Origin of the sequence: Dokdonia donghaensis DSW-1, from assembly GCF_001653755.1 — a bacterium.
GTDB lineage: Bacteria > Bacteroidota > Bacteroidia > Flavobacteriales > Flavobacteriaceae > Dokdonia > Dokdonia donghaensis.
In genome coordinates this window covers 211,026-229,981 of sequence record NZ_CP015125.1, presented here as the reverse complement: position 1 = coordinate 229,981, position 18,956 = coordinate 211,026, and the positions used below count along the sequence as shown (strand labels likewise).

General features: G+C 39.1%; 21 protein-coding genes. 10 read left to right on the top strand and 11 right to left on the bottom strand.

Going from position 1 to position 18,956, the window contains the following annotated elements:
• Window positions 1–18: 18 nt before the first annotated feature.
• The gene (locus I597_RS01065) at window positions 19–735 is read left to right on the top strand and encodes an NRDE family protein (RefSeq protein ID WP_035325664.1); all 717 of its coding nucleotides are present in this window, start codon (window positions 19–21) and stop codon (window positions 733–735) included.
• On the top strand, window positions 732–1,742 hold the full coding sequence (locus I597_RS01060) for a DUF6695 family protein (RefSeq protein ID WP_063613076.1): 1,011 nt from the start codon (window positions 732–734) through the stop codon (window positions 1,740–1,742). Before I597_RS01065 ends, I597_RS01060 begins: the two co-directional genes overlap by 4 nt.
• Here the strand turns inward: I597_RS01060 and apaG are convergent.
• The 3 genes from apaG to I597_RS01045 are packed head-to-tail and all read right to left on the bottom strand — an operon-like array spanning window position 1,711 to window position 4,597.
• A complete protein-coding gene (gene apaG / locus I597_RS01055) occupies window positions 1,711–2,097 on the bottom strand; it encodes a Co2+/Mg2+ efflux protein ApaG (protein ID WP_021778066.1) in 387 nt (128 codons plus the stop codon). The genes I597_RS01060 and apaG overlap by 32 nt on opposite strands.
• 1 nt (window position 2,098) lies before the next feature.
• On the bottom strand, window positions 2,099–3,292 hold the full coding sequence (locus tag I597_RS01050) for a DUF3667 domain-containing protein (protein WP_035325662.1): 1,194 nt from the start codon (window positions 3,290–3,292) through the stop codon (window positions 2,099–2,101).
• Between the two features lie 51 nt (window positions 3,293–3,343).
• The gene (locus I597_RS01045) at window positions 3,344–4,597 is read right to left on the bottom strand and encodes a type IX secretion system plug protein (RefSeq protein ID WP_035325661.1); all 1,254 of its coding nucleotides are present in this window, start codon (window positions 4,595–4,597) and stop codon (window positions 3,344–3,346) included.
• Window positions 4,598–5,010: 413 nt separating this feature from the next.
• On the opposite strand from I597_RS01045, the gene I597_RS01040 reads away from it, so the two are divergent.
• The 8 genes from I597_RS01040 to I597_RS01005 all read left to right on the top strand — a co-directional run bounded on the left by I597_RS01040 (window position 5,011) and on the right by I597_RS01005 (window position 12,557).
• Entirely contained in the window at window positions 5,011–6,357 is a 1,347-nt protein-coding gene (locus I597_RS01040; protein WP_035325659.1) for a Na(+)-translocating NADH-quinone reductase subunit A, read from the top strand.
• A 3-nt stretch (window positions 6,358–6,360) separates the two neighbouring features.
• On the top strand, window positions 6,361–7,569 hold the full coding sequence (locus I597_RS01035; RefSeq protein ID WP_035325658.1) for an NADH:ubiquinone reductase (Na(+)-transporting) subunit B: 1,209 nt from the start codon (window positions 6,361–6,363) through the stop codon (window positions 7,567–7,569).
• 2 nt (window positions 7,570–7,571) lie between these two features.
• On the top strand, window positions 7,572–8,318 hold the full coding sequence (locus I597_RS01030; RefSeq protein WP_021778071.1) for a Na(+)-translocating NADH-quinone reductase subunit C: 747 nt from the start codon (window positions 7,572–7,574) through the stop codon (window positions 8,316–8,318).
• The gene (locus tag I597_RS01025) at window positions 8,318–8,965 is read left to right on the top strand and encodes an NADH:ubiquinone reductase (Na(+)-transporting) subunit D (protein WP_021778072.1); all 648 of its coding nucleotides are present in this window, start codon (window positions 8,318–8,320) and stop codon (window positions 8,963–8,965) included. Before I597_RS01030 ends, I597_RS01025 begins: the two co-directional genes overlap by 1 nt.
• A 51-nt stretch (window positions 8,966–9,016) precedes the next feature.
• Window positions 9,017–9,751, top strand: coding sequence for an NADH:ubiquinone reductase (Na(+)-transporting) subunit E (gene nqrE, locus I597_RS01020; RefSeq protein WP_035325656.1), 735 nt, complete (start codon window positions 9,017–9,019; stop codon window positions 9,749–9,751).
• Window positions 9,752–9,753: 2 nt separating this feature from the next.
• Entirely contained in the window at window positions 9,754–11,061 is a 1,308-nt protein-coding gene (nqrF, locus tag I597_RS01015) for an NADH:ubiquinone reductase (Na(+)-transporting) subunit F (RefSeq protein ID WP_021778074.1), read from the top strand.
• A gap of 135 nt (window positions 11,062–11,196) precedes the next feature.
• Window positions 11,197–11,559 carry a hypothetical protein gene (locus I597_RS01010; RefSeq protein WP_035328806.1) on the top strand — a complete coding sequence of 121 codons (363 nt, stop codon included), beginning with the start codon at window positions 11,197–11,199 and terminating at the stop codon, window positions 11,557–11,559.
• Complete coding sequence (locus tag I597_RS01005) at window positions 11,559–12,557, top strand: FAD:protein FMN transferase (protein ID WP_035325654.1); 999 nt, start codon at window positions 11,559–11,561, stop codon at window positions 12,555–12,557. The genes I597_RS01010 and I597_RS01005 overlap by 1 nt, the downstream gene beginning before the upstream one ends.
• A 3-nt stretch (window positions 12,558–12,560) precedes the next feature.
• Here I597_RS01005 and I597_RS01000 read toward each other — a convergent pair whose 3' ends face one another.
• The 8 genes from I597_RS01000 to I597_RS00965 all read right to left on the bottom strand — a co-directional run bounded on the left by I597_RS01000 (window position 12,561) and on the right by I597_RS00965 (window position 18,841).
• Window positions 12,561–13,325, bottom strand: a complete 765-nt coding sequence (locus I597_RS01000) for a class I SAM-dependent methyltransferase (RefSeq protein WP_035325652.1) — start codon at window positions 13,323–13,325, stop codon at window positions 12,561–12,563.
• Between the two features lie 3 nt (window positions 13,326–13,328).
• On the bottom strand, window positions 13,329–14,150 hold the full coding sequence (gene map / locus I597_RS00995; protein WP_035325651.1) for a type I methionyl aminopeptidase: 822 nt from the start codon (window positions 14,148–14,150) through the stop codon (window positions 13,329–13,331).
• Window positions 14,151–14,155: 5 nt separating this feature from the next.
• Complete coding sequence (locus tag I597_RS00990; protein ID WP_035328802.1) at window positions 14,156–14,617, bottom strand: BT0820 family HAD-type phosphatase; 462 nt, start codon at window positions 14,615–14,617, stop codon at window positions 14,156–14,158.
• A 109-nt stretch (window positions 14,618–14,726) separates the two neighbouring features.
• Window positions 14,727–15,113 (bottom strand): DUF805 domain-containing protein, encoded by a 387-nt coding sequence (locus tag I597_RS00985; RefSeq protein WP_035325649.1) that lies wholly within the window; start codon window positions 15,111–15,113, stop codon window positions 14,727–14,729.
• A 131-nt stretch (window positions 15,114–15,244) separates the two neighbouring features.
• Window positions 15,245–15,817: a thioredoxin family protein gene (locus I597_RS00980; protein WP_035325648.1), complete on the bottom strand. Its 573-nt coding sequence runs from the start codon at window positions 15,815–15,817 to the stop codon at window positions 15,245–15,247.
• Window positions 15,807–16,439, bottom strand: a complete 633-nt coding sequence (locus I597_RS00975; RefSeq protein WP_035325646.1) for a thioredoxin family protein — start codon at window positions 16,437–16,439, stop codon at window positions 15,807–15,809. Before I597_RS00975 ends, I597_RS00980 begins: the two co-directional genes overlap by 11 nt.
• Window positions 16,440–16,450: 11 nt before the next feature.
• A complete protein-coding gene (gene gpmI, locus I597_RS00970; RefSeq protein ID WP_035325645.1) occupies window positions 16,451–17,965 on the bottom strand; it encodes a 2,3-bisphosphoglycerate-independent phosphoglycerate mutase in 1,515 nt (504 codons plus the stop codon).
• 90 nt (window positions 17,966–18,055) lie between these two features.
• A complete protein-coding gene (locus I597_RS00965; protein WP_021778090.1) occupies window positions 18,056–18,841 on the bottom strand; it encodes a M48 family metalloprotease in 786 nt (261 codons plus the stop codon).
• Window positions 18,842–18,956 lie beyond the last annotated feature (115 nt).

Below are 18,956 nucleotides of genomic sequence, written 5' to 3'. Positions count from 1 at the left end.
ACTTACGACCCATAAAGAATGTGCACAGTTACTTATATACCTAAAAAAGATAACACTTTTATTCTAACCTCTAACCGTGACGAGGCTTATGGAAGAACCACACTTGCGCCTAGCTTTTATGATATAGATGGGGTGAAAATGCTGTTTCCAAAAGATGCCGTAGCCGGTGGATCGTGGATAGGAGTTTCAGAAAAAAATACAATGATTTGCCTTCTTAATGGAGGGTTTGAAAATCATATGAAGGTTGAGGATTATAAGATGAGTAGAGGCGTAACGGTAAAAGAACTACTTAAGTCTGATGATTTAACGACTTCTATAAATGATTTTGACTATGAAGGAATTGAGCCCTTCACCATTATAGCTATAGATTGGAACACTGGTCTCAAGGCAACAGAACTGGTTTGGGATGGAGTGAAGGCGCATATAAGCGAACTGGATGATTTACCAAAAATATGGTCTTCTTCTACACTGTATACTGCAGATATGAAGGAGAAGCGTAAAAAGTGGTTTAAAACATTTGCTGAAAATACTGACTGGAGTAGTGAGCAATTATCAAGTTTTCACACCACAGCTGGTGAGGGAGATGAAAAGGTAGATCTTAAAATGAATCGTGGTAAACTAGGTACCGTAAGTGTTACCCAGGTAGAAAAGACTAAGGAAGATTGTATAATGACGTACCGCGATTTACAAAAGGATGAGGTGCATATTACTAACTTTGATACAGTTACTGTTTGAAAAATACGGGTAAAATAATAGTGCTCGCTTTTCCAGATACTTTTGTAAAAATGTCTGATGAGCTTATGTGTAAAATATTACCACTGGTAGGGTTAGGCACACGCACACATATTAAAGCAGGTCACGCTGCGCTGGTTCTTATAGAAAATGAAACGGGAGTGGCTCAGTACTTTGATTTTGGCAGGTATATTACTCCTCCAGGGAAAGGGAGAGTGCGTGGGGCTCTTACAGATGTAGAGCTTGTTGTGCCCGTAAAAGCTCAGATAAAAAATAATCAATTAATTAATCTTAATGAGCTTTTATTATGGCTAGAAGCGCATCCAGAAAAAACACACGGGGAGGGGCGTCTTGTTGCATCCTTATGTGATACGGTAGATTATGATAAGGCTCTCTCATATATAATGGGTCTTCAAGGGCAAGGGAGTATTCCTTACAAAGCCTTTGGGAAAGTGGGAAGTAACTGTGCAAGATTTGTGACAGATACGATTCTAGCTAGTACAAATAATAACTCCATAATAAAATATCTTAAGCGCAATAAGAAATTTACTCCCAGCACCGTGGGTAATGTAGAGCGTAGTGCATCACAAGATGGTGTGTATGAGGTGTATAATGGGTGTATAAAACCATACACATCTACAGCTTTAAAAGAAAACCTCACAAACTTCTTTGACCGAAAGGTTCCTGAGGTTCTTGATCAAGATGGGATAAGTATTGAGGTGCCAGAAGGAGCTACCTTTCTAGATGGGACGGGTAGTGGAGCTTACTTTTATTTAGAAGTCCAGGGTGATAAGACTAAGGCATTAGTAAAAAGATATACAGAGCGTGGAGTGCAAGACTTTTGTGGAACTACACAATTGCCAGAAGGCTTTGATACTGAGAAGCCTTATAGATTTATTTATGACAGTAACTGTTTATACTGCAACATAAAGCAAGGAGAACAGATTTTTTGCCTTGAGCTTGCAGGGCAAACGGCAGCTAGTTTAATGCAAAAGGTGCGCTCAGCTTAAAGGCAGGTATTTTTACTCTGAATTTTTTTGTGGTTGTAAAGTTTACCATCTGGTAATGCCCTTCCATAGAGCCAAAAGGCGAGGTAAGTAAGCAACCAGAACTATAGGTGTGGCTTTCGCCCGGTTTTAAAACGGGTTTCTTACCTATCACGCCCTCGCCATTTACGACTTCGGGAGTGTTAAGAGCGTCTTGTATTTTCCAGTGACGTGCCATAAGTTGTACACTATCTTTACTCTGGTTGTCTATGGTTACTTTGTAGCCAAAGGCGAAGTGCATTTTATAGTTTTTATAAAACGTGCCCTCAAAGGTAGTCTCTACCGAAATCTTTATGCCTCTAGTTACTTGTTGTACCATTTTAAAATAAAAATGCGGTAATCGCAAAAAAGATTACTGCAAATAATGTCGCTCCTAAATAGAATACTATGTTTAAAAATACAAATTTTAGAATTGTCCACCTGCGTTTTTGTTTATAAAAATTACGCAACGCCTTGTAAAAGTAAAATGGACCTACAAGAATGAGTAATAGAGATGCAACTATTTCATCTCCAATAAGTAAGTCTGGAATAATTGCAATAAGCAATACTAAAAATACCCAGCTGAATATGTGAAATATGAAGACTAAGTGCTCCATATAATTAAATTTCTTCTTTGAATAAATTAGCCATAAGAAAAGCGCAAAAATAGGTGCAAAAAAGAATAAGAAAAATGGAATCTTAGAAGCTAGAAATCTCAAAAAACGAGCTGGATTATCCTTAACGCGCTTTATATCCTCATTCTTGCTATATAAAAATACGTTTGTTCTGGTCTTGCTGTATTTTAAGCTATCGAGCGCAGTTTCTGGGTCACTTATTTCTGTGTATTCGTAAAAGTCGTAAAATATCTCACCTTTTGTAAATATGTTCTCAAGATAGATCCCGTTTATGGAGCTTTCGGCTCTTGTGTCATAAGGTACTTTTACGATGGAGTCTTTTTTGGCTTCTTGTGCTTCTTTTCTCTCTTTGAGCTTTTTTACACTCTTCTCTACAGTGTTGTTTATTTTTTCTTCAAGAAGTTGTGCTTCTTCATTGTTGAGGTTTTGAAGCTCGTTGAGGTCAATGTCTTTTGTGATTTCTTTTATGGAGTCTATATCATCTTTGGCTTGGTCTACATTGAGTTGCACGACACCCTCATCTGTAAAATCTAAGTCGTTATTACCATTTATAAAACCTATGATTGCGAGTAATATAAAATAAGAAATGGACGCACTCAGAAAAAACCGAAAGGGGTTTGCATATTTGAGGCGCTTTCCTTCTACATAATACCTTGTGATGGTTCCTGGTTTAAAAAGTAGGTCTTTAACGGTATATCTAAAACGGGAGTCATAAGTAAACACACTCAGTACAAACTCATTAAAAAAGTCTTTTATAGTGAGCCGTTTTGTCGTGTTAATTTGCCCGCAGTATGCACAATAACGATCGGTGAGGTCTAGCGGGTGCCCGCAGTTAAGGCACTCAACGCCACGATATTTCATCGCCTTACGTGAGTTAGATTTTACGGGTGTTTCCTTCATCCCTGTAAATATATGATTTTAGTGAATACGCTTTCGCGAAAGCGTAAAAATCTAATTTGTTATTTGTGAAGAATTAGTTTGCCCTAAGCCTACCAGCTCATCAAAACGTCCTCCAGGTTTGCGGTAATACACTAGTATTTGATAGTTGTTTTCTGTTTGCCAGAAGTTCCCGTCTAGACTATTCTTATAATCTATGCTTCCATCTTTGTTTACTAGCACATAATTATAGTTATAAAAACCTTGTTTAAGTAAGTATGGTAGCTCGTATCTTCTAGTGCGGGTGTTCCACTCCAGTTTTGTGCTATTGTCTATTACATAATTATTGAAATTTCCGTAAAGATGTATAGACTGGTCATCGAGAAGTTTAGGGTGTCTCAAAGAGAAGTGTATCCATACATACTCTGCCTCGGTAAGAGGTGTGCGACCTTGTAGGGTGTTTATGAGAAAGTTGCCATTTATATCTGGATTGTAGGTGTACGGCTGGTCATACCTAGCTGGGTTAGAGTATAGGTAATTGTGATACAGGCTCTTGAGCTCAATGCTTTTTATGGCAAAAGTAGCGGCACGCACATCCTTGTTTTCAAAGTTAAAAAACTCATTGCCACCCCAGAAAGCCGTCTCTTGATCATATCTATACTCAAGTCTATTGCCTATGTTGTATTGAGGCTCTATGCCTGTAATGGCTGTTTTGAGGTTGTTGTTTTGTATTAAAACTGTGTGAAGATTTTGTTTTGGGTTTATGATAACTTCATCTCCAGAGTCTATAAAAAATCGCAGTACTTGTTTTGAGTTGATGTATTGTAAATCTCTTGACCGTTTTACTTGAGCTCCCACATTAAATTGGGGTGAGAATATCATAAACTTACGTGAGAAAACGAGCTCACCTTCTTCATCGTAAATGCTAAGGAGGTAATTGCCTGTTTTTGTGAGGCGCTTAGTCATCTGGTTAGGTATAGATAGCTCATAGTGTGTGTATAACTGGAGTGTTGCAACCGAGTTTTCAAAATTGAGGATGCGCACATTATCCATCCCGTCCATATACTCAGATCTAGCAAGGCTACTCTCTGTCCAGTCTGCATTGTGATGCGTGATTTTATAAAAGTAATCACGCTCATCGCCATAAATATCGTCAAAAGACAGCGATAAACTGCTACCTAGTTGTAGTATGGGTAAAGAAGTTCCAGATGTGCTGCTGGCGTTAAATTGTACCGTTTTAATAAAAGGAGGTTCTGGTATTTCTTGTGCTACCTGTGCAAAGGTGGTAAACGATGCAAATAGTAAGAAAAGCGTAAAATAATTTTTCATAGTGGACTGATGGTTGCCAAATATAAACAAATTTGATGCCGAGATATTGCGTTGAGGTATGCGTGATGTGATGTGGTACTGTCTTTTTTGCGCTTTCGCGAAAGCGTATTTAGAATTTAGAAATTGAAGATATCGTAAGGTAATAATTGAATTTCTAAAGTGCTTAATGTGAGTCTGTAATGAATATAAATCACGAGTGGTGGTGTGCGCTTTATGTTGTTATGAGTTTTGTGGAGCGTCTAGGTGCGGTTTTCTCAAAAAAGAGGTGGTTTATTAAACAGATTGACAAGTCACTATTTAGAAGCGTTATAAATAATACTTTCACTTTTTCTAGCTCGGAAAAATGAGACGTATTTTGTAAATTTGCGCACCTCAATTTTAGAGGATTTTAGATAACATAAATCTACTGACATATGTCAAAAGACATCAGAATCAAAAAAGGTCTTGATATCCGATTAGTAGGCGAAGCAGAAAAGACAATTTCTGAAGGGCCTAGATCGCGTACCATTACTATTAGGCCTTCAGATTTTCATCTCGTGACTCCTAAAATGGTCCTTAAAGAAGGAGCTAGCCTTATGGCTGGAGACGAGATTTTCTACTCAAAGTCTCAAGAAGAAATCAAATTTGTATCTCCAGTTGCTGGAACAATAACAGAAATCAAGCGTGGCGCTCGCCGTGTGATTACTGATATTGTGATTGAAGCAGATTATGCTGGTGCTACTCGTGATCTTGGAGCGTTGAGTCCAACTGCAGATGCTGCTACTGTAAAAGCAAGATTGCTTGAAGGTGGTGTGTGGCCGTTTATAAAACAACGTCCTTATGATGTGGTTGCAAACCCAACAGTATCTCCAAAAGCAATTTTTATATCTGGTGTAAACACTGGACCACTTGCTGCAGATCTTGATTTTGTACTAGCAGGTAAAGAAGCAGCGCTGCAGGCAGCAGTTACAGCATTAGGAAAACTTACAGATGGTGGTGTACACGTATCTATAGGTTCTAGTGCATCTGTGTTTGCAAGCCTTACAGGTGTTACAACATATACAGTAAAAGGACCACACCCAGCTGGTAATGTGGGAACCTTAATTAATAAAACAAGTCCTATTAACAAGGGTGAGACAGCCTGGACGGTTGCAGCACAAGATCTTGTTGTGATAGGAGAATTGTTACTTACAGGTAAGTTTAATGCACAACGTGTGATATCGGTTTCTGGGTCTTCTATAAAAGCGCCTAAGTATTACCGCACAATCATAGGTGCAGAGGTGTCTACATTTGCATATGATGCTGGAGTAGAAGGTGATAATAATCGCTTTATCTCTGGTAATGTATTAACAGGTACTAAAGTTAAGCCAGACGGAGCTCTTGGGTTTTATGCAACAGAGTTTGTAGTAATACCAGAGGGTGATGATTATGAATTCTTCGGGTGGAATAAGCCTGTTTTTGATAAAATCTCTCCATCTAGAGCGCTTACTTTTTCTTGGTTACAGCCTAAGAAGAAATATGATCTAGATACAAATACAAACGGTGAGCACCGTGCATTTGTAGTAACTGGAAATTATGAAGAGGTTTTTCCTCTAGATATTTACCCTATGCAAATCCTTAAGGCTTGTATGGTAGAAGATCTAGATGAGATGGAAGCTTTAGGAATGTATGAGGTGGCTCCAGAAGATTTTGCACTTACAGAATTTATGTGTGTGTCTAAGCAGCCACACCAAGAGATCATTCGTAAGGGATTAGATGTTATGTATAAAGAAATAGGATAAGTTATGGGAATGAAAGAAAGTTTACATAAGCTTAAAATGAAGTATGAAGGGAAGAAGATGGCTCCGGCTTTCAACGCGCTTCACACTTTTTTATACGCTCCAAACGAGACTACACACAGTGGTGGTCACATTAGAGCGGTAGATGATTTAAAACGTACAATGAACACGGTAATCATAGCATTGATTCCTTGTTTACTGTTTGGAATATTTAATGCTGGTTATCAGCATTATCTTGCAACAGGAGAGATTGAAGCAGCTCAAGGATTCTTTAGTACTAACTTCTGGAATCTAGACAACTTCTCTATAGGAGCTTGGACAGTACTTCCGTTAGTAATTGTTTCTTACGGTGTAGGATTACTTGTAGAATTTATTTTTGCTGTTATAAAAGGACACGAGGTAGAGGAAGGTTACTTAGTAACTGGAATGCTTGTGCCACTTATTGTACCTATAGACATTCCATTATGGATGCTTGCAGTAGCAGTTGTTTTTGGTGTAGTAATAGGTAAAGAAGTTTTTGGAGGTACAGGGATGAATATCCTAAACCCAGCGCTTACTATACGTGCTTTCTTATTCTTTGCATACCCAACGTGGATGTCTGGAGATAAGGTGTGGGTACACGAAGCAGTAGAGAGAGCAGGAACACCAGATGCAATATCTGGAGAAACTATCTTAGGTAGTTATGCTCAAAATGCAGCAACGATTAATTATGACTACACAGATATGTTCTTAGGATTTATTCCTGGATCTGTAGGAGAGACTTCTAAAATACTCATTATTGTAGGAGCCTTATTCTTAATCTTTACAAAGATAGGTAGCTGGAGAATCATACTTTCTACTATAGTAGGAGCACTAGCAATGGGACTTATCTTTAATGGAGTTGTAGATGCAGGATGGATAGATGATACTAGTAAGTTTTATGGCTTAATGAGTGTCCCTTTCTGGCAACACCTTATCATAGGTAGTATTTTATTTGGAGCAGTATATATGGCAACAGACCCGGTAACTGCATCACAAACTAATAAAGGGAAATACATTTACGGTTTCTTAATAGGTTTTATATCTATTATAATACGTGTATTTAACCCGGCATACCCAGAAGGAGTATTCCTCGCGATATTATTAATGAACGTATTTGCTCCTACAATTGATCACTACGTGGTACAAGGGAATGTGAAGAAGAGAATGAAGCGTCTTAAACTTAAAACAGCATAACGATGGCAAAGACAGACGGAAACGGATATACAATTCTCTTTGCGACTATTATGGTAGTCGTAGTAGGAGGAGTTCTAGCAGGACTAGCACAAGGTCTTAAGCCTGCTATTAAAGAAAATGAGCGCTTTGAAAAGCAGCAGAACATTCTTTATGCAATGGGCGTAAATGAGAATGTAGAAGGTGATGGAGGTGTTAACTTCATCCCTACTGATAAGGTAGAAGCAGAGTACGATAAATACATCAAAGAAGCTTACATTATCCAGAATGGTAAAGTGACTCAAAGTGATGAGGCATTTACTGTAGATATGAAGAAGCAAAGCAAGCTGCCTAAAAACGAGCGCAAGATGCCTCTTTTTGTAGGAGAGCGTGATGGTAAACAATTTTTTGTCGTGCCTATGTACGGTAAAGGACTTTGGGATGCTATCTGGGGATATGTAGCGCTAGATAAAGATCTAGTGGTACAAGGTGTATTTTTTGATCACAAAGGAGAGACTCCTGGTCTAGGTGCTAACATTAAAGAGCGTTACTTTATGGACGACTTTACTGGTGAGCAGATTATGTCAGACACTCAGTACTCAGGTATCACAGTTGCAAAAGGTAACAATGACCCAAAAAATGAACGTAAGGATGATAATAAAGTAGATGCTCTAGCAGGTGCAACCATCACTGGTGACGGTGTGAGTGCTATGATTAAAAGCACACTTAAGAGCTACGTTCCAGTTATTAAAGATTTTAAAACCAAAGCATAATGGCGATACTATCAAAAAAAGATCAACGACTCATTCTTGATCCACTAGCAGATGATAACCCAATTACTATTCAAGTATTAGGTATCTGTTCGGCACTAGCAATTACTGCTCAGCTTAAAGCGTCTATCGTAATGGCAGTATCTGTACTATTTGTACTAGGTATTGGTAACGTAGTGATATCGCTTATGCGTAACATCATACCATCAAAAATTAGAATTATTGTACAACTTATCGTTGTGGCAACACTTGTAATCGTAGTAGACCAGACGCTCAAAGCATTTGCTTATGAGCTTAGTAAAGAACTTTCGGTTTTTGTAGGTCTTATCATTACAAACTGTATCATTATGGGACGTTTTGAGGCTTTTGCTTTAGGTAACGGTCCATACAGATCATTTTTAGACGGGATAGGTAACGCACTTGGTTATGGTGTAATCTTAATCATAGTAGGTTTCTTTAGAGAGCTATTAGGTTCAGGAACGCTTCTAGGTATTAAAGTACTAGGAGATCCTATAGAAAAAACAGGATTGTACAGCATAGGCTATGAGAATAATGGTTTTATGTTATTATCACCTATGGCACTTATCGTAGTTGGACTCATTATCTGGGTACAGCGTAGTAAGAACCCTGCACTCGTAGAAGAGAACTAGAAAATGAATTATCACGCTTTCGCGAAAGCGTAAACCTATAAAATCAAAGATATGTTAGAGCATATTGAATTATTTTTCAAATCGATTTTCATAGACAATATGGTATTTGCCACCTTCTTAGGAATGTGTTCTTACCTAGCCGTGTCTAAAAAAGTGTCAACCGCTGTTGGTCTTGGTGCTGCTGTCATATTTGTACTAGCAGTAACAGTGCCTATAAACTGGCTACTTGACCAGTATATTCTTCGTGATGGCGCACTAGCGTGGTTAGGACCAGAGTATGCAGATTATGATTTAAGTTTCTTATCATTCATACTATTTATTGCGACTATTGCAACAATGGTACAACTGGTAGAGATTGTAGTAGAGAAGTTCTCTCCGTCATTATATAACTCACTTGGTATTTTCTTACCACTTATTGCAGTAAACTGTGCCATCTTAGGAGGGTCATTATTTATGCAATCTAGAGATATCCAAACGTTAGGTCTTGCCTTTAACTACGGTATATCTTCAGGTATAGGGTGGTTCCTTGCAATTCTTGCAATTGCAGCGATACGTGAGAAAATACGTTACTCAAATGTTCCTGCTCCATTAAGAGGTCTTGGTATTACTTTTATCATTACAGGTCTTATGGCAATAGGTTTTATGAGTTTTGGAGGAATGCTTACTGGTGGTGACGAAGAAGAAGCCGCACCAGCTACCGAAGCTGCTCAAATAGAGTTACAAGAAGAAAATATGCAACCCGTAGCTATGATCGAGGTTGAAATTGCTAACGAAAAAGAAAACTAATTATGTTACTAGCTGCATCAATGTCTGGCGTTGTTATCGCCACAATCGCTGCCTTTTTAGTGCTTACGTTAATCCTTGTGGGCTTATTGCTTTTTACTAAGCAAAAGTTATCTCCATCAGGACCTGTAACAATTACTATTAATGGTGAAAAAGAAGTTGAAGTTGCCTCTGGAGGTACGCTCTTATCAACTCTTGGAAACAATAAAATATTTTTACCATCTGCTTGTGGAGGTGGAGGTACTTGTATACAATGTGAGTGTCACGTTCTTGAAGGAGGTGGAGAAGCATTACCTACAGAAACACCACACTTCTCTCGTAAGGAGCTTGCTCACGGAGCACGTCTTGCTTGTCAAGTAAAGGTGAAGCAAAATATGAATATCACGATTCCGGAAGAAGTTTTTGGAATTAAAAAATGGGAGGCAACCGTTGTACGTAACTATAACGTAGCATCATTCATTAAAGAATTTGTAGTTGAGATACCAGAAGATATGGGGTATAAAGCTGGAGGATATATCCAGATTGAAATCCCTGAGTGTACAATTAACTATAAGGATATAGATATTACTGCTCACCCAGAAGAGCACGAAACACCAGATAAGTTTCAAGCAGAGTGGGATAAGTTTGGTCTATGGCCACTTACAATGAAAAATAATGAAACTGTAGAGCGTGCATACTCTATGGCTTCTTTCCCAGCAGAGGGACGTGAGATTATGCTTAACGTGCGTATTGCTACGCCGCCGTGGGACCGCGCTAAAAACCAATGGATGGATGTAAACCCTGGGGTTGCTTCATCATACATATTTGCACAAAAGCCAGGTGATAAAGTAGTAATCTCTGGGCCTTATGGAGAATTCTTCATAAACGAATCTGAAGCAGAAATGCTTTACGTAGGAGGAGGAGCAGGAATGGCACCTATGCGTTCACATCTGTATCACCTTTTCAAAACCCTTAAGACTGGACGTACGGTTACTTACTGGTATGGAGGACGTTCTAAGCGTGAGTTATTCTACTTAGAGCACTTCCGTGAGTTAGAGAGAGAATTTCCTAACTTTAAATTCTATCTAGCGCTTTCTGAGCCTATGGAAGAAGATAACTGGAAAGTAAAAGACTCTACAGATGGAGAAGGAGACGGTTTTGTAGGTTTCATTCACCAGGTAGTAATAGACCAGTACTTAAGCAAGCACGAGTCACCAGAAGATATCGAACTTTATTTCTGTGGTCCTCCACTTATGAACAACGCTGTTCAGAAAATGGGAGAAGATTATGGAATTCCAGATGAGAACATCCGTTTTGATGACTTTGGAGGATAGTATATAATTTCGCTTTCGCGAAAACCTAAAAACCCGATACATTACTGTATCGGGTTTTGTGTTTTTAGATATATTGTTACTTTCAAAACTAGGATGCAGTTAGGTACAGTTAACTGTGAATATTATCTTTGTAATATGGCAGAACTTCTTACAGAACAAGAACTTCACAACCTTGCGATGAACATCGTAGGAGAAGATTTAAAGAGTCAAGGCTTTGAGTTTATGGCAGTAAATTCTAAGCTTAAAAAGGACCCGCAGTTTGTGGCTCTCAAGGATAAAAAATTACATTTTGTAATCGTAAGAGCACGTACATTTCCAGAAGATGCAAATGTGTATGATGAAGCCTTTATGATAAAAATGCGTGATCACGCACTCAAGTTTGAAGCACGTACATTTTACGCTGGGGTAGGGCTAGGTCACGGGGACAATTATCAAAAGCCAGTCGAAAAAGATTCGGCTTACAGAGAAATTTATAACGGACTACAAGAAATACAATAATGCGCATACTTTTATCACTTCTTATTGCTGTAGGTTTTCTAGCTTGTAAACAGCCACAAACCCCAGACGAGATTACAATAGCAGGCAACGCTTTCGGCACTAGTTATGGGGTAAAATATTTTGGTGAGGTAGCAGAGGCTCCCCAAATAAAAAAAGGTACAGACTCTGTGGTGGCAGCGGTAAACCAGTCACTAAGCACGTACATTCCGCAAAGTGATATTTCAAAAATAAATAGAGGCGATACTACCGTTGTTGTAGATGCTATGTTTAGGGATGTATTTACGCTTTCGCGAAAGCTAAATAAAGCCACCTCAGGCTACTTTGACCCTACAGTAGGTACATTGCGCAACGCATATGGTTTTGGCGATACAGAAGGACTAGAAACATTAGATGCCCCGACATTAGACTCACTAATGCAGTATGTAGGTTGGAGTAAGGTACAATTACAAGAAGATGGAACGATAAGCAAGACCGCATCAGCTATTTATTTTGACTTTAATGCCGTTGCAAAAGGGTATGGAGTAGATAGGGTAGCGGCTTATATGGCTTCAAAAGGATTCAAGAACTATCTCATAGATATAGGTGGAGAAATTGTAGCCTCAGGAACAAATCTTAATAAAGCACAACGCTGGACGGTGGGTATAGAAAATCTAGATTCTAAAGTAACAGACAGAACTGCCACAGTGCTTGTAAACCTCACTGATAAAGCAATGGCCGGCTCAGGCAATTACCGAAAGAATCGCGTTGACGAAGCTACGGGTAAACAATACGTACATACCATAAACCCGCTTACGGGTTCTGCAGAGCGCAGTGACGTGCTCAGTGCAACCATTATAGCAAATGATTGTGCCACGGCAGATGCTTGGGCAACTTCTTGTATGGCAATGGGGCTAGAGCGCTCAAAAGAGGCCTTAAAAGGTCAAAACATAGAAGCTTACCTTGTGTATGATGGTGGTGTGTTTATGACTCCTGGTTTTAATCAATATATACAGAAGTAACGTTTACTTGTAGCAAACTGGTAGTATCTCACCAGGTGCAAGACGATAACGGTCTACTTCATCTGGGGTTAGTACCTTTGTATAGTCTACCTCATCTACCTTAAAGCCTATTGAACGTAGCTTGTTAAAATAATCGCGACCATAAACACGCACGTGGTCGTATTGCCCAAAGATTTTTGCGCGCTCATCACGGTCTGTGATGGTGTTATCTTCAAAAGTAGTAGCTCTGTTTAGGTCTTGAGGGATTTGTAATATCGCCATCCCGCCAGGTCTCAACACTCTATACAATTCTTGCATTGCCTTTGTGTCATCAGGGATGTGCTCAAGTACGTGATTGCAAAAAATAAGGTCAAAACTATTTTCGGTAAATGGTAAATTGCAAATGTCTGCCTTCACATCTGCCAGTGGAGAGTTAAGGTCTGTAGTGGTGTAATTGAGATGTGCGCTTTCGCGAAAGCGTTTATAAAAAGCTTGCTCTGGTGCAAAGTGAAGTACTTTTCTTTTTGCTTTAAAAAAATCTGTCTCACGCTGTAACCAAAGCCATAAAAGTCTGTGACGCTCTAACGAAAGGGTAGATGGAGAGAGCACATTTTCTCTAGGAGTGCCATATCCATAAGGCAAGAATTTTTTAAAGGTTTTACCGTCTATAGGGTCTTCATAGCGATTACCCTTAAGAGTGAGTGCCAGTAGTGGCCGCACCACATAACTCAACCTGATTAATAAAGGTCGAGGGATTGCGTTTAAGAAAAATTTAAAAATTTTCTTCAAAGCTTATAATACTAGCGCTTGCTGGCGAAAAGGAGTTTCCTCATCACTCTCTATACCTAATGCTTTGTAAATGTATGCAAATGTAGATAGTAGTTCAGGTTTACCATCTACAATGGCAACATCGTGCTCAAAGTGTGCACTAGGTTGATTATCACGTGTGGTTATAGTCCAGCCGTCGTTATGCTGTTTGATGTTTCTAGTTCCCATATTAGTCATAGGTTCTATGGCAACTACCATACCTTCTACAAACTTTTTGCCACGACCACGCTTACCGTAGTTAGGCATTTCTGGGTCTTCGTGCATTGTGGTACCTAGACCGTGACCTACAAGCTCACGTACAACTCCATAACCGTGGTCTTCGGTAAATTTTTGAATAGCATATCCTACATCACCTACGCGGTTACCTACTTTGAGTTGTTCTATACCCACATAAAGAGACTGCTTAGTTACCTCAAGTAGTTTTTTTACTTCTGGGCTTACTTCACCTACCTCAAACGTATAGGCGTGATCACCGTAAAATCCGTTTTTTATAGCACCACAATCTATAGAGATAATGTCACCTTCTACAAGTGGTTTATCGTTTGGGATACCGTGTACAACCTGTTCATTAGGACTCATACATAGCGTGTTTGGGAAATCATAAAGCCCTAAAAAGCCGGGTATGGCGTCTTGAGATCTTATGTAATCCTCGGCTAGTTTGTCAAGGTAGAGCGTGGTAACACCTGGCTTTACTTCACCAGCTAGCATCCCTAGTGTGCGTGATACTACAAGGGCGCTCTCACGCATCAATTCTATTTCTTCTCTGGTTTTTTGTATGATTGCCATTGCTATTAATCTTCTTTAAAAAGCTCTTCTATACGTGCCATAAAGCCACCTTTAGATTTTTTCTTTTTTGGTGTTTTCTTTTTTTTCTGCGTTGCCTTAAGGCTTTGGGTTTGTTCTTGCCCTTTGCCCAGTTTCTGATAGATTTCTCCCCAGCCTAACATTCCTCTTACATCCCTATCGTCTATAAAGATATCTGCATTTATCTTACGGCTTATTTTTGGGCTCATTACTTCTTCTGGATAACTTTTATTTACTGCATAAAAGGTAAGTCCATTTTCTTTACAAAAGGCTACAGCTTCTTCTAGTTTATCTTGAGATCTGTAAGTCCATAGGATCAATAAATTCCCTTCTTGCTGTAATTTTTTAAGTGTATCAAAAGCAAATAATAATGGCTTGCCAATTTTAGGGTACGCATTTTCTACAATGGTACCATCAAAGTCTACCGCTATGGTTTGTGTTTCTTTAATCACTTAAAATTTTATGCAAAATTACAAAAAGAACTACGGTTACGTTTATATAATAAGAAAGGGCTTCTATAAGTTTTATAGAAGCCCTTTTTAAAGTAGTTATTGTTCTTTACTGAATAAGATCCCCTTTAGGGTCTGGTCCATACTGGTTAGGTCCGTGTGTTCCTTCTGTAACCATAAGTATTAAGAGCCAGATACCTCCTATAAAAGGTATAAAGGTAATAAAGTACCAAGAGCCGCTCTTATCTTGGTCGTGCAGTCTTCGCACCGATACAGCTATAGAGGGAATTATTATCGCAAGTATATAAAGCATAAGTAATATGCCGCCTGCCATCATAAGAGCATCGCTCTCCATCGCTGCTCCAGCTATTAGTGGGATATACAATAAGAAAGTAAATATCATATTAAATAAATAAAACATCCAGTACTCTTGACGACGTGCTCTACCTTCAAAATTTGCATAGTTGTCTCGTACTACCTTTAAATACCATTCCATAAATTAATTGTGTTTTTTGATTAATGTTAGTGTGGCTAAACTAATGAATATTGTCTAGCTTTTTACAAGTACTAAAAAATAAAACCCTTCATAATTTACGAAGGGTTTTGATAATCTAAAGTTTGTTCATATTACTCCGCATAAGCGTGTTTATATTCTTGACCTGAGAGTATTTTTACCATATCCTTCTCTAGACTTTCTAACGGATACTCAACCACACGGCCTAGTTCCTTACCATCTTTAGTAAATATAAAAGTAGGAACATTTGTTATTTCCTTATGACTTACTAGCTCTGCAGGTTCTGTTTTATCTTCAGAAACGGTTACTATATGAATAAGGTCACTATCGTAATCTATTTCATCAAGCATTTTAAAAAAGGCAGGTACCTCACGCTGGCTATCTTCACACCAGGTTCCCATAAATACGGTGACACGCACATCTGTAAGTCCCTTTTTTAAAGCAGGAAGACTCTCTGTATCTAGTGTGTGATCTTTATAACTCTGTATAAACCATTTATTATAAGCACGAGACTCGAGGGTATCTCTTTTAAACTCACCTATGAGTATAGGCGCTTCTTCCTCTAGAGGTGCTTCTGTAGCTACTTTTTCTTCTAGATCTTCGGTAACTTGCTCTACTGTTTTGTGCTCATTACAAGCTGTTAATAGTACGGTAAGAGCGGCAAGAGCAATTATTTTAATTTTCATATGCGTGTTTGTAAGATTCTCCTTTTAAAATTTTAAGCATATCTGCTTCTAAGCTTTCTACAGGACGCTCAACGATACGGCCTATTTCCTTTCCATCTTTTTTAAATATAAAAGTAGGAACGCGTATAATGTTATTTCCTGCTGTAAATTCAGTAGGTTTTTTCTTTGTGCGATCTACAGTAATAAGTGTAAGGTCTTTTTTACTGAAAGCTACATTATCTAATATTTTAAACATACGTGGTGTCTCACGTTTACTGTCTCCACACCAAGTCCCCATAAATGTAGTAATGGTAACTCCTTCTATCTTTTCTGTAATTTCTGGTATAAGTGCATCATCAGTTTTATAACGTGCATAGTTTGTGTTGTACCAGCTTCCAAATGGTGGTTGCTCTAGTGCTGTGCGATCTTCCTTACCCACGAGCATTGTCTTTACTTTAGGTGCAGGCCTTGCAGGTAAGGCAGGTTTTGTTGGGGAGGTAGGTTTTTCAATTCTATTACCTTTTGCAATGACTGTAGTTTTTTCTTCTTTTGGTGCCGTTGCCTGGGTCTCTGTAGCTGTTTTTGAAGTATTACAGCTTACAAGAACTATAGCTAGCAACCCTGTATAAAAGATATTTTTCATTTTCATAAATTTTAGATTAAAGGTACACAATCCATCACATCTGGTTGTGGTACGCCTAGCAATTTTAAAACTGTAGGAGCCACATCAGATAGAATACCATTGTTGATTTTCTTGATGTCTTTATCGACTAGTATCACCGGTACTGGATTTGTCGTGTGTGCCGTATTAGGCGATCCATCTGGGTTGATCATCACCTCTGCATTACCGTGGTCTGCTATGATGATTACAGTATAATCATTTTCTTCGGCAGCGGTTACAATATCTTTTGTACAGCTGTCTACTGTTTCGCAGGCTTTTATTGCAGCTTCCATCACACCCGTATGACCTACCATATCTGGATTTGCAAAGTTAAGACAGACAAAGTCTACCTCTCCTTTGTTTATTTCTGGAACAATTTTATCACGTATCTCAAAAGCACTCATTTCTGGCTGCAAGTCGTAAGTGGCAACCTTTGGCGAGGGAGCTAGCAATCTAGACTCTCCAATAAATGGTTCTTCGCGCCCTCCAGAAAAGAAGAAGGTTACGTGAGGATATTTTTCTGTCTCTGCGATGCGTATCTGTTTCTTGCCTGCACTTTCTAAAACTTCGCCAAGGGTATTTACGAGATTGTCTTTGTCGTAAATAACTTTTATGCCTTTAAAAGTATCATCATAGTTCGTCATTGTAACGTAATACAGGTCAAGCTTTTTTGTGTCTTGCTCTGCAAAATCTTTTTGAGATAACATCTCTGTTAGTTCGCGACCACGATCTGTTCTAAAATTAAAGAAAATCACTACGTCACCTTCTTGCACGGTAGAGATAGTCTCCCCATCTTGAGTCACAAAAAGCGGATCTATAAACTCATCTGTTTTACCTGCGTCATAGCTGGCTTGTATAGCTTGTTCTATATCTTTAGTAGGTGTTCCCGCTCCTTTGGTAATAAGATTATATGCAAGTGCAACGCGTTCCCATCGTTTATCTCTGTCCATTGCGTAGTAGCGACCTATGACAGATGCTAGTTGTGCGTTATGCGCTTTCGCGAAAGCAGAAATATCACCTATCATCTTTTTTCCAGATTTTGGATCTACATCTCTACCATCAGAAAAAGCGTGAATGAAAGATTGCGGCACTCCTGCATTTTCGGCAGCGAGAATAAGTCCTTTAAGATGCTCAATGTGTGAGTGTACACCTCCATCAGAAACGAGACCGAGAAAGTGAACAGACTTGTTGTTTTCTTTCGCGAAAGCGAAAGCATCCTTAAGCGCTTGCTCATCTTTGAGCGTATCTTCTTTAAGTGCTTTATTGATCTTAGCAAAGTCTTGATAAACAATCCTCCCGGCACCTAGATTCATATGACCCACTTCGCTATTACCCATCTGGCCCTCTGGCAGGCCTACATTCTCACCGTGGGTGAGTAGCTGTGCGTGCGGGTACTTATTGTAAAGGCTATCTATAAAAGGCGTTTGTGCCTGGTCTACGGCAGATACTTTCTTGTCTGGAGCCATACCCCAGCCATCTAGTATCATTAGGATTGTTTTTTTATTCATCGTCTTAGGTTGAGTAGTAAAGATAAAAACAAAACCTCGCGGGTGCGAGGTTTTAAAGGGGTTTTAACGAAAACGGTTGCGAGTATATTATTACATAGTAGCTGGTCCCGTATAACCATATTTCTGGATGCTCTCCTTGATTTGTTCTATGCGATTTTCTGGATCTGGGTGTGTGCTTGCAAACTCTGGCTGGCGGCTACCACCACTTGCAGCTTTGAGTATTTTCATCACGCCTATCATTTGGTACGGGTCATAACCAGCGCGTATCATAAAACGCACGCCTAGATCATCACTCTCTAGCTCGTCATCACGACCATTACCTAGTAATATGTTTTGACCTATGGCACCTGCTGCGCCTCCCATACCTCCACCTACTTCTGCTCCCATAGAGATGGTAGACCACATCTCTGAGTTTGCTACACGCTCTGCACTGTGTTTACCTAGTACGTGGCCTATCTCGTGACCTAGTACTCCAGCAACCTGATCTTCATTTTCAAGTTTTGAGAGTAGGGCATAGGTGATAAAAATCTGGCCACCTGGTAATGCAAATGCATTAACCGTTTGCTCATCTTGTAATAAATGAAAATCATAGTTATAAGGTGTCTCTCTAGCCATACTTTCTTGTACGAGCTTGTGACCTACTTGATCTACAAAAGCTTGTAACTGCTGGTCTTGATGTAAGCCTCCGTGCTGCTCTGCCATAGCAGGCGCGTGTTGTAAGCCTATAGCAATCTCCTCTTCTGGAGACATTGTGATGCTTTGGGTTTTACCCGTATAAGGATTTTCTTCCTTGTTGCTACAGTTTTTAAAAAGTGCAAATGCAACAATGGCAACTCCTATAAGTAACCTGATCTTAAGACCGCTACCTCTTCTCATAATCTAGATGGTTGTTTTTATTAATGCTTACAAGGTAATAAAAAGTCTCTAGTCTCTTAGTATAATAGCCTTGTAGAAACTCAAAAACCGGAACAGCAGTTGCTATTCCGGTTTT

What these genes read in the sequence shown, in the direction of transcription:
- I597_RS01065 (WP_035325664.1), top strand. Translation starts at nt 19, where the DNA reads ATGTGCACAGTTACTTATATACCTAAAAAAGATAACACTTTTATTCTA.
- apaG (WP_021778066.1), bottom strand. Translation starts at nt 2,097, where the DNA reads ATGGTACAACAAGTAACTAGAGGCATAAAGATTTCGGTAGAGACTACC.
- I597_RS01050 (WP_035325662.1), bottom strand. Translation starts at nt 3,292, where the DNA reads ATGAAGGAAACACCCGTAAAATCTAACTCACGTAAGGCGATGAAATAT.
- I597_RS01045 (WP_035325661.1), bottom strand. Translation starts at nt 4,597, where the DNA reads ATGAAAAATTATTTTACGCTTTTCTTACTATTTGCATCGTTTACCACC.
- I597_RS01040 (WP_035325659.1), top strand. Translation starts at nt 5,011, where the DNA reads ATGTCAAAAGACATCAGAATCAAAAAAGGTCTTGATATCCGATTAGTA.
- I597_RS01035 (WP_035325658.1), top strand. Translation starts at nt 6,361, where the DNA reads ATGGGAATGAAAGAAAGTTTACATAAGCTTAAAATGAAGTATGAAGGG.
- I597_RS01030 (WP_021778071.1), top strand. Translation starts at nt 7,572, where the DNA reads ATGGCAAAGACAGACGGAAACGGATATACAATTCTCTTTGCGACTATT.
- I597_RS01025 (WP_021778072.1), top strand. Translation starts at nt 8,318, where the DNA reads ATGGCGATACTATCAAAAAAAGATCAACGACTCATTCTTGATCCACTA.
- nqrE (WP_035325656.1), top strand. Translation starts at nt 9,017, where the DNA reads ATGTTAGAGCATATTGAATTATTTTTCAAATCGATTTTCATAGACAAT.
- nqrF (WP_021778074.1), top strand. Translation starts at nt 9,754, where the DNA reads ATGTTACTAGCTGCATCAATGTCTGGCGTTGTTATCGCCACAATCGCT.
- I597_RS01010 (WP_035328806.1), top strand. Translation starts at nt 11,197, where the DNA reads ATGGCAGAACTTCTTACAGAACAAGAACTTCACAACCTTGCGATGAAC.
- I597_RS01005 (WP_035325654.1), top strand. Translation starts at nt 11,559, where the DNA reads ATGCGCATACTTTTATCACTTCTTATTGCTGTAGGTTTTCTAGCTTGT.
- map (WP_035325651.1), bottom strand. Translation starts at nt 14,150, where the DNA reads ATGGCAATCATACAAAAAACCAGAGAAGAAATAGAATTGATGCGTGAG.
- I597_RS00985 (WP_035325649.1), bottom strand. Translation starts at nt 15,113, where the DNA reads ATGGAATGGTATTTAAAGGTAGTACGAGACAACTATGCAAATTTTGAA.
- I597_RS00980 (WP_035325648.1), bottom strand. Translation starts at nt 15,817, where the DNA reads ATGAAAATTAAAATAATTGCTCTTGCCGCTCTTACCGTACTATTAACA.
- I597_RS00975 (WP_035325646.1), bottom strand. Translation starts at nt 16,439, where the DNA reads ATGAAAAATATCTTTTATACAGGGTTGCTAGCTATAGTTCTTGTAAGC.
- gpmI (WP_035325645.1), bottom strand. Translation starts at nt 17,965, where the DNA reads ATGAATAAAAAAACAATCCTAATGATACTAGATGGCTGGGGTATGGCT.
- I597_RS00965 (WP_021778090.1), bottom strand. Translation starts at nt 18,841, where the DNA reads ATGAGAAGAGGTAGCGGTCTTAAGATCAGGTTACTTATAGGAGTTGCC.